This is a genomic window from Niastella caeni (assembly GCF_004834005.1).
Taxonomy (GTDB): domain Bacteria; phylum Bacteroidota; class Bacteroidia; order Chitinophagales; family Chitinophagaceae; genus Niastella; species Niastella caeni.
This window is the reverse complement of sequence record NZ_STFF01000002.1, coordinates 533,752-549,169: the sequence shown is the minus strand read 5'-3', so window position 1 is coordinate 549,169 and position 15,418 is coordinate 533,752. Positions and strand designations below refer to the sequence as shown.

Annotated in this window: 8 protein-coding genes; 1 reads left to right on the top strand and 7 read right to left on the bottom strand. The window is 44.5% G+C overall.

What is annotated here, in order from left to right; translation table 11 throughout:
- The first annotated feature begins 276 nt into the window (after positions 1 to 276).
- Entirely contained in the window at positions 277 to 1,656 is a 1,380-nt protein-coding gene (locus FAM09_RS09880; RefSeq protein ID WP_136576930.1) for an alpha-L-fucosidase, read from the top strand.
- Positions 1,657 to 1,670: 14 nt separating this feature from the next.
- Here FAM09_RS09880 and FAM09_RS09875 read toward each other — a convergent pair whose 3' ends face one another.
- The 7 genes from FAM09_RS09875 to FAM09_RS09845 form a co-directional block, all read right to left on the bottom strand.
- Positions 1,671 to 2,291 (bottom strand): hypothetical protein, encoded by a 621-nt coding sequence (locus tag FAM09_RS09875; RefSeq protein WP_136576929.1) that lies wholly within the window; start codon positions 2,289 to 2,291, stop codon positions 1,671 to 1,673.
- A 409-nt stretch (positions 2,292 to 2,700) separates the two neighbouring features.
- Positions 2,701 to 4,173, bottom strand: a complete 1,473-nt coding sequence (locus FAM09_RS09870; protein ID WP_208025524.1) for a cellulase family glycosylhydrolase — start codon at positions 4,171 to 4,173, stop codon at positions 2,701 to 2,703.
- A 112-nt stretch (positions 4,174 to 4,285) separates the two neighbouring features.
- A complete protein-coding gene (locus FAM09_RS09865) occupies positions 4,286 to 5,815 on the bottom strand; it encodes a glycan-binding surface protein (protein WP_136576928.1) in 1,530 nt (509 codons plus the stop codon).
- A gap of 24 nt (positions 5,816 to 5,839) precedes the next feature.
- Complete coding sequence (locus FAM09_RS09860) at positions 5,840 to 7,417, bottom strand: RagB/SusD family nutrient uptake outer membrane protein (protein WP_136576927.1); 1,578 nt, start codon at positions 7,415 to 7,417, stop codon at positions 5,840 to 5,842.
- A gap of 9 nt (positions 7,418 to 7,426) precedes the next feature.
- A complete protein-coding gene (locus FAM09_RS09855; protein ID WP_136576926.1) occupies positions 7,427 to 10,606 on the bottom strand; it encodes a SusC/RagA family TonB-linked outer membrane protein in 3,180 nt (1,059 codons plus the stop codon).
- 333 nt (positions 10,607 to 10,939) lie between these two features.
- Positions 10,940 to 12,598: an alpha-L-fucosidase gene (locus tag FAM09_RS09850; protein WP_136576925.1), complete on the bottom strand. Its 1,659-nt coding sequence runs from the start codon at positions 12,596 to 12,598 to the stop codon at positions 10,940 to 10,942.
- Between the two features lie 78 nt (positions 12,599 to 12,676).
- Positions 12,677 to 15,100, bottom strand: coding sequence for a glycoside hydrolase family 2 TIM barrel-domain containing protein (locus FAM09_RS09845; protein WP_136576924.1), 2,424 nt, complete (start codon positions 15,098 to 15,100; stop codon positions 12,677 to 12,679).
- Between the last annotated feature and the right edge of the window lie 318 nt (positions 15,101 to 15,418).

Sequence of the window (15,418 nt, the reverse complement as noted above, 5' to 3'; positions counted from 1 at the left end):
AAAAATAACTTTGTTCGAGCTTAATTTCCCGTCCCGCAGGAGAAACGACCCCAGGAAATGGACCGGTACAGCACAATACAAAAGCAATCGCAATCAACTTAAAAAGCAGCTCCCAATATAAATTTCCCTGCACCTAAAGTTGCTTGCAGTCCCAAAAAGGGTTGAAAATCAGTTGCCTGCAACATTCAATGCAGTTAATTGTAACATTTGAGAACTTCGTTCAACAAAAAAATCGGGTAATTTACAACAATCTATCAAGTGAAAGATTACTGTTTTATGAAAATACGATCGCTGGCGCTTGCCCCACTAAACGCTTCCCTGTTCTGGAATCAATTGATAAATTCCATGAGAAGATTCTTTTTAATGCTGTTGTTGATTTCCATCACACACAATTCCTTTGCTCAGGTAGTTGTAGATTCCTCCCTGTTGCTCTCGGAAAAAGACATGCAATGGTGGAAAGATTCCAAGTTTGGATTGTTCATTCATTTTGGATTGTATGCTGTTTTAGGCGAGGGCGAATGGGCTATGTTCAGCAAACAGATAGACACAGCTGAATATGGAAAACTAAAAGACTCATTCACTGTTTCAAAATTCTCCGGGAAAAATTGGGTAGCTATTGCAAAGCAGGCGGGATGCAGGTACATGGTGGTAACTTCAAGACACCACGACGGCTTTAGTTTGTTCAATACCAGTTTTGGTAATTACAATTCAATGAACAGTCCTGTAAAAAAAGATCTGATCAAAGAATATGTTGAAGCAGCTCATGAAGCCGGAATGAAAGCAGGCATTTATTATTCTCCGCTCGACTGGCGGTATCCCGGTTTCTTTTTCCCTGACTTGTATTATTCCAACGCCCTGGAAATGAAAAAGCAAACCTACACACAGGTTCGTGAGTTGTTAAGCAATTATGGCAAGATAGATATCCTGTGGTATGACGGCGGAGAAGATAACTGGCTTGGCTATGGAGGTTTACTGTGGGATGGCGGCAAAGGCTGGTACACACGCGGTTTCGAAAAACCTTACAAAGGAAAATTTAGCTGGGAGCCTGTGAGGCTGAATTCAATGGTAAGAGAACTGCAACCAAAGATCGTGATCAATCCCCGCAGCGGATGGATGGGTGATTTTAATACCCAGGAAGTAAGATTGAGAGGAAGAGAAAACCGGCCCTGGGAATTGTGCACAAACCTCAGTCAAACGGCGTGGGGCTGGACGCCTGATGCAACAGATCGGGTGCTCTCTCTCGACAGTTGCATCCGTTTATTGGTGTCTGTTGTATGTCAGGATGGAAATTTATTGTTAAACGTTGGCCCAAAAGCAGATGGAGAAATTGAGCCTGCACAGGTGCAACGATTGAAAGAGATTGGTGATTTTCTTTCCATATATGGAGAAAGTATTTACGCCACAAAAGGAGGCGTATGGGATGCAACATGGGGCGGAACAACTGTTACAGATAAAGCGATCTACGTTCATGTTTTAAAAGTTCCTTCAGATGGAAAAATAATTCTGCCGTCTGTTTCAAAAAAGATCGCTTCTGCAAAATATCTGGGAACGAATGTAAAGGTTAGCTTCACGCAAAGTGAGGGTAAAATTGAATTGAATGGGATCGCCAATAAAGAAAACAAAACAGATATAATTGTGAAGCTGAATTTGAAATAGCCTGGTTTCCTGTTCTACATATCGTTCAACACACCGCTAAAAGCGATCATTATTAGAAATGTAATTATAGCGCCCACGATACCAATACCGGCAACCTCTCTTTTATACATGTTCCTGAACCTTGTTTTAATTACGCCAACAGGCAGTTCATTTATCTTTTCGATTCCAATTTTATAATGTATACAGGCTATATGTGCAAACACACAAACAAGTGAAAGTGTGTAATAAGGAATAAAAAATAATTTTGAAGAATAGTTGTTCGCAACACCGGCTGCGAAATAAAAGTCAGTATCTACGTTCAATTGATACCGGCCAAGCATTACTGCCCCTACATGACAAATCATAAAAAATGAAAGATATAAACCGCTTACTATTTGTATGATCACATATAAAGGCTGTTTTAAAAATCCTTTTTTAAAAACAAGCGTAACACCGCTTATTACCTGATAAATCACACACATTAATAAAAAGATCTCTACAGGTAAAAATCGGTACACATGCCTGAACCAACTCATTACAAGTATGTGCAATGCGGGACCGCCCAATGCAAACAAATGATTGCTCAGATGCAACAGCAGAAAGGAAGCAATAACAATTCCCGATAAATGATGGAGCTTTTTTAAAGTTGTATTCATAAAACAAGTATGAAATACCCTCTCATTTTACGCAGAGTGCACTCCATATTTTATTGAATGCTGTAAAACTATAGCAGCGTCGTTTAAAGTACGCGGCCGAATGATGCAGATTATGGCATGAAATGCTGCAATACCTGATTTCATAATAATTTAAACAACAAAAGGGAGCCGGAGCTCCCTTTCTATCCACCATCCTAACCAAATTTTTGTAAAAAAGAAGGAGTTAAAACTCCTTCCGGTCTGCTTCAACTACCGGGGAAAATTTTCCGCCGGCATCTATTAAAACCAACGAACCGCGTTAAAGACGATCAATTATTTTTCGCTATTCAGATCCTGTTTGTATTCATACTTATAAAAAAGTTTTATAAGGGTACGGATCCATGTTGCCGGCTTTTCTGATAATTATGTATCATTTGCTCCCTGCGATAATAGCATCAATGGTACGTTGATCCTTTACGGTATTATTTTGTCTGTCCAATGCACCTCCTATATCCCACCAGAATGGTTTCATACCATTGGCTATCGCCTGCTTTGTTATATAAGTTGCCCAATAATCCACTGCATTGTTATGTGTTGTAAGATCTTTGGGAACATGAGCATTATTGTTTCGTCTGTAAGTACCATATTCGCCCAGGATAACGGGAATTCCTTTGTCGGCAAATTTTTTCTTCATTTTTGCAAAGGTGGTGTTCACATAATCTTCTTCTCCCCAGGTGGCGTTGCGGTCAGGTTCTATTGTTGAATGATGTGGTGCCCCCCAGTAATAAAACATTTTTCCCCAACTGGCGTCACCATCGAATAATAAACAGAACTGGGAAGGCCCATAATAATGTACCTCAACCATCATGCGGCCCTGCACATTATCTACAGGAAGCGTATTCATCAGATTCTCGCTCTTTTCAATATCTGTAGAAGGACCCTGAACAACAAGCACCCTGTAACTGTTCCTGCCGCCGGTAGATCGAACTGCATTGATAAAAGTTTGATGATAGGAAGTGAGAATGGCCATCTCCTCCGCATTTTCTACGGGCGGTTCATTGGCACTTGCCAGCATCAGGTGCTCATCAAAATCACGCATGGTTGTTGCAATTTGCTCCCAGTAAGCTTTTTGTTTGGCATTAATTGAGTCCTGCTTTGACTTTTTAATATTTCCATCCAACCAGCCGCCATCCCAGTGAATGTTGAGCAGCACATACATATCGTTCTTTACACAATACCCTACCACCTCTTTTACCCTGTTGAGCCAGTTTGGGTCTATGCGGGCAGTAGCCTTGTTATCTATATGATGCCAGTCCCACTGGCATGGAATACGAATAGCAGTGAATCCCTGCTGTTTTACGAATTTTATATAATCCTCGGTAATAGCGGGATTACCCCAGCCGCTTTCATTATTGGGCGCTTCCATGGTGTTGCCGATGTTCCAGCCTAATTTAAATTTTGCAGCCAGTTGCACGGCAGTGCTGCCCATTCCGGTAGCGTCAGGGGCCTTTGGCGACACATTATAAGAGGGGTAAATAGTTGGCGGCTGAGTAACGGTTACCCGCCGGGCCTGACCGTTTTTAGCGCTTACCGTCAATACGGTGGAGCGGGCGGCCCCGGTTCCATTAGCCATTGCCATTAACTGAATAGTGGTACTACCGTTAGTGCCGGTCAATTTACTTGATTGTAACCATGGAGAGCTGGTACTGGTACTCCATTCTGCATTTGCACTGATGGTGAGATCGGCTGTATCTCCTTCTGCAGAAAGTGTTATTTCAGAAGGTGTAACCGTTAGTTCCGGCGCCGCCACTTCCTTTTTATGACAGTACGTAAAAAACAATACCGTAACCAGAAATCCTACCATTGTATGTCGCCTGTTTATTTTCATCTTATTAATTTTCATAGTTGGATGAGTTTCTTCAATAGTGGACCTGGAAAGATGGAGCAATTTTCATTGTCCATCCCCCAGATCATCGTATGACGAGAGCGCCTCATCATTTGGTCACTAAAAAACATCATCTTTTCACCACCCTGAAATGGTCGAAGGCAGCTTTGAAAGTTGTTACGGTTGGCGAAGCACTATAATTATGCATGTAAAGTATCATGTCGCTTTGGCCGGTGCTTCCCACCAGATCGCTCAGGCTTGCTATTGGCGCACCTTTACCGTCGCCCAGCGTTGCATCATTTCTGCGGAAAGCGGATAAAGGAATAGTTACGGTTCGCCACCCTTTTGTTGAATACGCAGCGGTGGTAACCGAAGTAACCTGCCAGGGCTCATAGCGCGCCATATAACTACTATTGGAACTTTTAATACAAATGGTACCGCCATTCCATGGGGCCGGAACAAAGATCTCAAACTTCAGCGCCCAACTGTTAACCGGATCGCCCACATTGCCTGCCGACAGCCAGGGTACCCCGCTCATTCTAATGCCATTGCCAAACTCATCGCCATCGCCGCTTTTCAAAACCGCATTTTTCAACACGAGGAACATGGATTTATTACCGGGGAAAGCGGCATCGTATGGCGGCCATCCTGAAGCCGGGTCGCCGCTTGTTAATTCAGCGCCGCCCCACCAATCCCAACGGAACAATGGCCCCCATTCGAATGTAGACACTCCGCCTGTTGTTATATCATTCACATTGTAAGCAGTAGTAAATGAGCCCGCTTTTGTTTGAATTACAACGGGTCCGCTTTGAGAAAGTGATGGCAGTACAAATCCAATTGAATTGCCATCGTCGGCCGATACGAATGAAGAAATGGTTGTTCCTGCAAAACTCAGGCTTTGAACAGCGAAAAAATTATTCCCATACAGATACACCGAATCACCGGCGGTCGCATTTTCATTAGAAATACTGGTAATGATCGGGGGGCCAATAATGGCAATAGAGAAAGTACCTGTTCCTACTGCGTTTGTATAACTGATCATATTGGCCAACGTAGCATCGCCACCCGACAGATCTGCCGGCACCTGTACAATAGCGCTTGAATCGGTATACTCTACATCGGCTAAATTGGCTGCAACACCCTGGAAGGATATACTTACAGGATTGTTAAGATTGAAGCCTAATATATTCACTTTCTGACCAGGATATATGGCTTTGGCGATGGTATCATTGGGTGATGGAGCGGCGTTCCTTACATAAGAAATGAATGGCGCCCCAACGATGCTGATCTTGAAAGTAGCAGTGCCGCCTTCGCTAACCACCATAATTTCATTTGCCTTATCCTTCGGTACCGATTGAAACGTAATGGCAGGTATCTGTATAACGATACTTTCCCCGGTTAAAAAGGTGGAGTTGATGGTAGCCGGAACGCCATTAAAAAAGGCATGGGTAACTCCGCTTAAATTACTTCCCAGCAACACCACCCACTGGCCGGTACTCACCGAATGCACAACGGTATCGTTAGGCGCAGCCGCATAATTCTTCACAGTTGTAATAACCGGAGCGCTGGCTTTATCTTTTTTACATGCAGGCAGTATGCAGGCCGCTGCAAAAAACAAAAGCAGTAAAAAATGAATGTTACTATATAATATCTTGTTCATGCTGATTTTTTTTAACGGTTAATATTAGAAAATATGCACCGGTGGTTCGGTTAATTTTGGATTTGCCGTTACTTCAGCCGATGGCAGCGGGAACAGGAACGTATTGCTGTTAGCCGGCGTAACAATGCCGAAAGGCTGTTCCGGCGTTACAGTACCACTGGAATAGGTAAACGTACCCCGGTTCTGGTTGTTAAGAATGGTGATTGCCTTTTGGGGATTGTAGTAAGACAACCGTACAATGTCGTACCAGAAGTGGCCTTCACCCGCCAGCTCTATCCTTCTTTCATTGAATATATTATCCGCGTCGAGCATGCTTACCGGATCAACGCCCGCTCTCTGGCGCACTTTGTTGAAATATAAAAGTGCATCAGCATCGGCAGTTGTTGCATTGTTGCCCAATACGGCTTCTGCATAGATCAGGTAAACATCTGCCAATCTTAACAGGGAATTATGCTCGGTAGATGAGGTGAGGCCCATGGTGGGCGCATTGTTATCTACATTCGTTCCAATAATATGTTTCTTCAAACCGTTATCGCCCTTGAAAGTATAACCACCGCCTGCAGCATTCAGCTCGGGATAATAATCCCCTCTGAGCATGAAAGTAGCTTTGCGGCGCACAGAATCATTTGGGGTGTATAACTGGAACATATCAACCGTAGGCCTGATACTAAACCAACCAGCCTGTCCGTTTGCCGAGATCTCGGAGCCGCCGGGGGAATAGATCTGCAACATATTTCCTTCGAGCCAGCCACCGCCGGGCGCCCATTGCAGGGCAAATAAGGATTCAGGGTTATCGTTATACTGCGATCTGAAAAGATTGGCATAAGAGGGCAATAATGACAAACCGCTATTTTTACAAACATTGCCTGCATATTTTTTGGCGCTGTCTAAAAAAGCCTGATTACGCACGCCTGAATTTTGTCCCAAACCGGCCATAGTCAAATACACCTTCGCCAACATACCCTGTGCCGACCAGGTTGTTACTCTTCCCGGGCCATCGGTAACGGGCAGGGCTTGCGCCGCATAATTGAGGTCATTGGTAATAAACTTATAAACATCCTCCACGGCCACCCGGTTTACCAACGGAGAAGCGATCAGCTTGCTATTGTCCTCGATAACAGGCACTGCGCCCCATAATGTAGCCAGGCTGTAATAAGCAAACCCACGAATGAACCGCGCCTCGGCTATAGCGGCATTTTTATCTTTTTCGGGAATAGAAGCAGGCGATTTTTGCTGAATGGCATTGATAGTGATATTGCAATGGGCAATTACTTTATACATGCCGCTCCAGTTGGCAGCCATGATGCTGTTTTGCCCCGTAACGGAAAATGTAAGCAATTGTACCGCATCGCCCCAATAACCTACTGCCATATTACCACTCAGTACTTCTCCTACCGGCAAATAACAGGTATAGTTCCAGTCGCCCCAGGGCTTACCACCGTATAGTGCGGCCGTAGCCAACCTGAGATCGCTTGTTGTTTGATAAAAATTATCTGTGCTGATCTGTGACAATGGCGGACGATCGAGGAACTGTTTATTGCAGGCCGTTGAAAAGGCACCAGCAATAAACAGGAAGAAATATATTTTATATATGCGTTTCATTGTTTTATATTATTTGGTTAAAGCTACATTAGCACCAAAGGTGAATACACGCGGCTGGGGATAAAAACCGTTATCCATACCGGCACTCAGCGGATCCCAGGAACCAATTTCGGGATCCATGCCTTTATATTTTGTAATGATAAAGGCGTTGGTAACGTTTACGTAAATCCGTACTGCATTCAGGTGTGCCTTCGACAGTAATTTTTGAGAGAAGTTATAACCCAGTGAAATGCTTCTGCATCGGAGGAAATCGCCCTTTTCAATGAATTTATCGGAGATCCTGTTATTTTCATTCGTGTTGTCGTTCCTGATGCCTACGATCCTGGTACCGGGGTTCTCTACGTATACATTATTGATGTCAGTAGCGGAACCGCTGGGATCTATTAAAGCAAGTTTGGCATAGCCCGTCAATGACTTCAGGTAGCCATAGCTTGTTCCGGGATACTCGCCATTGATGCGCATTCCATTCAGCACTTTGTTGCCAATGTTGCCGCTGAAAAAGATGTTCAGGTCAAAATTTTTGTAATTGAAAGTATTGCCTAATCCAAACTGGAATTTAGGAATGGGCGATCCCAGGAAGGTTTGGTCCTTTTCATCGATGATACCATCGCCATTGAGATCTTTGAACATGAGGTCGCCATACCAGATACTACCACCGGCTGCGCCTACCGGCAACTTTACACCGTTCTTGGCAGGAATGGCATGCGTTTTAAAGTCCTCGGCGGTAGAAAAAACACCATCTACCACATAACCATAAAATTCGCCGATAGACCTTCCCACCACGGTGTTCGATGCAATGGTGCCGCCATAATAACCCGGCAGAGAGGCCCCGTCGGTATTAAGCTTTATAATTTCATTGATGTTGTGCGAAGCAGTAAAGTCGGTTCTCCAGGAGAAGTTCTTTTTCTTGATCATGGTAGCGCTCAACCTGAGATCAACCCCTTTGTTGTTGATGGAACCAATGTTCACATACGGTGATTCCAGGGCGCCTGGCGACCAGCCGGTGGCTGTTCCTGAATACCACGGTAAAGGAATTCTCATTAACAGCCCGTCTGTTCGGCGGTTATAAAAATCAAGGGAGAAGTTGAAGCGCCAGTTGAGGAACGCTCCATCCACTCCAACATTTGAATAATTTGTTTTTTCCCATTTTACATAGGGATTGGCAATGTTGGAAGTAAGCTGTGCAATCCCTGATAAACCGGTAGGTACGGTACCCAGCGTTGCGGTGTATGCATAATCCCTGATATTCTGGTTATTTGTTAACCCGTAACCCGCACGCACTTTCAGTTCATTTATATAACCCACATTCTTTAAGAAATCTTCATTATTGATTTTCCACGCGATGGCGCCGGAGTAGGTGGCTACCCAACGGTTATCAGGTGCAAATTTTGAAGAACCGTCGGCACGGAAATTACCGGTAAGCAGGTATTTGTCGTTTATAGTCAAATTCAAACGGCCAAACCAGGATTCCTGCGCACTTTGTCCTTTATCACCTGAGTTAGCTGCTGTAGTAGGATCGCCGCTATTGATGGCCTGTACATTATTTGAAGGAAAATTATTACGTGAGGCGCTTACACTTTCCGATGTGCTCAACTGGGCCTCATGGCCCGCCATAAGGTTGGCATTGTATTTATTTTTGAACAAATGACTATAGGTAAGGTAATTCCTTAGTGTTGTATAATAGTTTTGACCATAGTTATAGGATGCGCTGTTCTGGTTGCGCACCACAAGACCAAAAGTATAAGAAGGATTAAAGCGGTCTTCAGTGCCCATAGAAAAGCTTCCGGTCGCTTCATTTCTCAACACCAGGTCTTTGAGAAATGAAATTTCTGCATAAACATTGCCAAACAACTGGTTTCTTTTTCCCTGGTCCTTATTAATAAGCGCTATAGCATAAGGGTTCACGGTGGGGTTCACCCAGCCATTAGGATTATAGGCCCCACCCCAACTGCCATCTGCATTCTTTACCGCTATATCAGGCGTTTGGCTGAGCGCCGTATTGATTACGTTGCTGCTGGAGGAATTCACATTCTCTTTGATATTTACCAACTGAAGGCTCGTTCCTATTTTCAACCAGTCGGTGGTTTTGTTGTCGAGGTTCAACCGCAGGGAGATCCTTCTGAAATCTGACCCCAGCGCAATTCCTTCCTGTTTGAAGTAAGAACCTGAAAGCAGATACTGTGTTCTCACATCACCCCCACTTATGGCCACTGAATGATTCGACATGGGTGCGTTCCTGAATAATTGCTTTTGCCAGTTGGTACCTTCACCCAGGTACTCCGGATTAGCAAATTCGGGCCTGGTATCGAAACCCCAACCCATGCCGGTATTTCTTTCATTGATGAAACTGGCATACTCCCGCAGGTTCATCAGGGGAAGTTTTTTCAGGATCTGCTGAAAACCCGTATAACCATCATAAGTAATGCGCGGGGGCGCTACCTTACCTCTCTTGGTAGTGACGATAATAACGCCATTGGTAGCCTGTGAACCATAGATAGCAGAGGCCGATGCATCTTTCAACACGTCAATAGACTCAATCTCGGAAGGATTGATGCCTGCCAGCGGATTGGCGCCGGCCCCGGTAACACCGGCACCGCCAACGATCACTCCATCTATCACATATAAAGGAGTGGAAGGCCCGAAAGAAGACAACCCGCGGATCTGTATAGAAACAGCGCCGCCCGGTTGCCCGGAAATTTGCTGTACCACTACACCCGCCACTTTTCCCTGCAGGGCCTGGTCGAAGGTAGCGGGCTGCACTTTGCGGAGCTCCTCGCCGGAAACAGAAGATATGGCGCCGGTAACATCTCTGCGTTTTGTTCGGCCATAACCAATTTCTACCGTTACTACATCGAGCATTACGGTATTTTGTTCCAGTCTCACTTCCAGGGTATTGCTCTTGCCTATCTTTACTTCTTTTTGCATGTAACCAATCATGGAAATAACCAGTTTGTCGCCTGGACGGGCATCAATGGTAAACTGGCCGTTTATGTCCGAAATGGTGATGGCGGAGGTTCCGGGAATCGAAATGGAAGCATCGGATAATGGCTTGTTGTCGGAGGATGCGATAATTTTTCCGGTGATCTTTATTTTGCCGTTTTTTTCCTGAGCCTGGCTGTCCTGGGCGATCAGCAGGCACCACGCGAAACTCCATAACAGAGTTCTGTGTACAATCGTTGATAATCTCATAAGCAAACAATTACGTTAGCGTTAAAAAATAAACTGTTTAATTTTGGTTATTTTGGTTTTCCCTTAGGAACAGAACATTATTAGCCAATCGCTTTTGTTGGTTTCACATGTATATGCTTTAAATGAAAAAATTGTACGTACGCAGGAGATGCTGCCGATAAAACACCAGGAAGCGAGGGCATAGAGAACCCAAAAAACAGCATTGGCAATTTCATATCTGGCAGCAATTCAAGCGTTATTTAATTGCTGTAAAACTATTATTATGCCGTTTCACACAGGCGTTCAAATGTTGCAGATTATGGTATGAAATGTTGCAAAGGAATGATTTTCAAACTACACGATCCTTATCACATTTGCATACGTCAATTCGTCGGAGCTTTTTTCGGGCAACGCAACCACCAACCCCTCTCCGGTTCTTTCGAAGGTCAATAATTGCTTTGTAGGTAACCACTCCACTTTTTGTATTTCTTTCGGAAAATGCTGACTGTTCTTTGCCAGACTTTTTATGACAAGTTTCCCATCCTGCGGCCAGCCCATGGCAGTTGCATAGAGCGCCTCGCCTTTCATTGTAAAGCGAATGTCTTCATGCGTAAAGGGCTTTCCTCTTCCTTCATTAAAACCTTGTGCACTTAATTGCGCAACCGCCTCTTGTGCAGGTCCTTCACCAAATATTTTCCAGGGTCTTGTACCATAAATGCTTTCGCTGTTTGCTTTCATCCATGCACCTATTTGTTCAACGATCTTTCTTTCTTTTTCATCAATGGTGCCATCGCCACGCACAGGTATGTTCAACATTAAATTGCCATTTTTGCTCACAATATCAACCAGGGTTTGAATAACCGTTTTTGCTGTTTTGTAACCATTGCGTTCATACAATCCACGATCATAATGCCAGCTTCCAATGCAGGTATCCGTTTGCCAGGGCAGTGGCTGGATCTCGTTGGCCTGTCCTCTTTCAATATCCCATACCATAGCCTTACGTTGATGCTCGTTTAACATTTTTCCGTTGATCACTGCACGTAGTTCTCCATATTGCTTAATGCTTTTATTGTATAAATGAGCGGCAATGCGCAATCCGGCATCGCTAACCGGCCATAACGGGAGTTGGTCATCATCGAAATAAACTACGTCGGGATTGTATTTATTGATAAGATCTATCGTGCGGTTATAAAACTTTTCGATGTACGCTTTGTCGGGCGGATATACACCATTGCCCCAATCCCATTGCCCTACATCAAAATTATTATCAAAACTGTTCTTACTCAAAGGATGATTTTGAGCATATAACTCCTGGGGATCTAATCCATCCCACCATTTTCCTTTGCCATCTGCTTTTGTAAGTTTTCCATCATAGGGAATGCCTGCATACTGACCGGTTTTATCGGCCCGTTGCGCCACTTCGTACCAACGCCATGCGTGTGATGCATGAACACTTACGCCAAACGGAAGTCCATTTTTCCTGGCTGCCTTTGCCCAACCGCCAATCAGATCTTTCTTCGGGCCAATTTTGGTAGCATTCCAATGCTTTTGGTACTTACTATCGTATAAATCAAAATTGTCGTGGTGATTGGCCATTGCCATAAAATATTGCGCACCCGCATTTTTATACAGGCTCACTAATGCTGAAGGATCCCAATTTTGTGCTTTCCATTCGTTGATCACATCTTTAAATCCAAATTTTGAAGGGTGCCCATATTTTTCAAGATGGAACTTATATTGCCAGGATCCTTCCTCGTACATGTTTCTTGCATACCAGTCGCTTGCTTCAGGCTGGCATTGAGGTCCCCAGTGTGCCCAAATGCCAAACTTGGCATCACGAAACCAGTCGGGTGTTTTATAGTTCTGCAACGATTCCCATGTGGGTTGAAACGGCCCTTTTGCCATTGACTCACCAGCATACAGGTCTTCAAAAAAATTTTGACCCAACGCCCGTGATAACCATAACGACGGCAAAGTGGCCGCCATTCCTTTGATCAATGTTCTTCTTTTCATATTTCAAGTTGTGTGTTTTAAAAAAAGCTTATCCATAAAATCCACCACAGTTTTCCAATCACTGTTTCTGCCATGAGTTCATTCCGCACTCAAAACAGCCGTTGCCACAGGAAGCGATCCGCTCCTGGCTGTAATGGTTATTTCTCCTTTCCTGTCGGTAGATTGTATTATAGCCATACATTTCCCCTGCCAGGCTTCCATCTTGTTTCCCTTTAACGGGGTATGACTTTGTTGATCGCCGTTGCCAACTGCTGCCAGTTTACCTGCGCCGGTCACTTCAAACGTTATGTTATTGTTGGCAAAAGGCACCGGTATGTCATTGGCATCAAGGACCTGCACAGCAACATAACTTAGGTCCTGCCGGTTTGCCCTCAGCACTTTCCTGTCGGGCAACAGTTTTATTTTAGCCGGTTTACCGGCAGTATGAACAGCAAAGGACACTTTTTTTCCATCCGCTGTTTTTCCTATGGCTTCCAGTTTACCTGGTTCATAGGGCACTTCCCAAAAAAGAAAGGCTTCCCTGTTAAGGTCCCATTTGCGGGCGCCCAATGACTTCCCGTTCAATTTCAGTTCTACTTCGGGCACATTGGTATATACATGCACGGCCAGGGTATCTCCTTTCGTATTATGGTTCCAGTGAGTTTCTACAGATGGCCAGCTCCAGAAAGAGCACAGTTCCCGGTCTCTTGCAGATTCATCTGTTTGAACCGCAATATGTACCATGGGCTTTTCATTCCACAGCGCTTTCCTGAACCAATAGGCGGGTTTGGGAAAGCCGCACATGTCAATTACGCCGCAATTCGCGCCGCGCCAGGGCCAGGTTGGCCATTTTTCCCAGAATTTACAACCGGTACCTACATCACCAATGCCAGCTTCGCCGATGTAATCAAACCCCGTCCAAAGAAATTCGCCGGCCACATAATCTTTCAACTGCCCTTCGAGCCATTGCTCATAGGAACGCAATTGCCAGCAATTGCCGGGATGATAGGGATAGATCACTGTTTCAGAGCCAAAGATCACGCGGTGGGGATATTTCTCATGATCTGCTTTATAATAAGCCTCCTGGTAATTGTAGCCCACTATATCGAGTAAATCACCCATTCCAAATGAGTTCACATTAAGGATCTCGTTACAGGCTGCCGTAAACGGACGCGTGGTATCGTATTTACGCGAAGCGCTCATCAGCATGCTGGTTATCTTCAGGGCATTTTCTTTATTATACTGCTCTCTTACTTCGTTGCCAATGCTCCAGGCTATAACAGCAGGATGGTTGCGGTCGCGCCTGATCCAGTTCGCTACATCCTTTTCGTACCACTGAGTAAATTGTGAGGCATAGCCACCCGGTGTTTTCCCATCCATCCATTCATCAAAGATCTCGTCAATCACCACAAAACCCAGGCTGTCGGCAAGCGCCAACAATTCCGGCGATGGCGGGTTATGGCTCATACGAAGCGCATTGCAACCCATGTTTTTTAAAATCTGCAACCGGCGCTTATACGTGCCATCAAGTACAGCGGCGCCCAGGGGTCCGCCATCGTGATGGTTGTTCACCCCTTTCAATTTCACGTGTTTGCCATTTAATAAAAAGCCTTTATTGGCATCGAAACGAGCTATTCTTATCCCAAAAGGTGAAACGTATTTATCTACCACTACCCCACCCGATCTAACTTCTACCAGTAACTGATATAAACGGGGTTGCTCAACAGACCATAAAGCCGGTTTGTTAATTTTTATATGCTGATCGATTGTCAGCGCCCGGCCGGTTTGTGCTTCTACCTTCGATTCGGCCCGCGCCGCTTCCTTGCCTGCTGCATCTATGAACCTGGTTATTACTGTACAGGACTTGTCAACATTAAATTCATTGCGCAATTCTATGGTAATATCAACGCTGGCCTTTTCTTTATTTGCCTCTAGGGTACGGGCAAAAACACCCCATTGATCAATGTGCAGCTTGTTTTTGGCAACCAGCCATACGTGCCGGTAAATACCCGACCCTGTATACCACCTGGAATTGGGCTGTTCGGTGGTATTCACTTTTACGGCGATAATATTATCCTGCCCCGCGGGCTTCAAATGGGGGGTGAGGTCATAATAAAAAGAAGAATATCCATAAGGGCGAATGCCCAAATAATGTCCGTTGATCCATACTTCGCTGTTTCGATAAACACCATCGAACAAAATCGAAACCTGCTTACCGGAAATAGCCGGTCCTGTTTTGAAATGTTTCCTGTACCAGCCAATACCGCTATGCGCATAACCGCCCCCCGCTCCTGTAGCATAGGCAGAATCGAAAGCATGTTCGATACTGAAATCATGCGGAACATCGAGCAAGCGCCATTTGGAATCATCAAATTCAGGCCGTTCGGCCCCGGGATGATCGTTCAGCGCAAACATCCAGTCAAAATCGAATGGGATCGTGGTCTTATTAATTTTCTGCGCTGTTGCACCTGAAACTATTAGTATGAAAATTATCAACAGCCGAACCCGGGAAGTTTTGATCATTTTTCTTTACTTTTTCAAAATTGATTAGCAGCAATAAGAATGAAATTGACCTTTTAGCTTGTTTACCTGTTATTTTGAAAAACCGAGCCTATAGAAATAGGCCGGTTACAAGCTAATGAGAACCTGATAGCATACGGGTTTATATCAAATTATATACCGGGCATGTTAACCGATACCTTTTGCGTATTCATTACTACTTATTTGATATGCTTAATTGGAGAAACAATCTATTGTGCGTTCCCAGCCAATAAGATTGAAATGCAAAAAAGAAAACTGACTTCATAAATCCAGCAGATCCCTGGAAACCGGCCAGCAGCA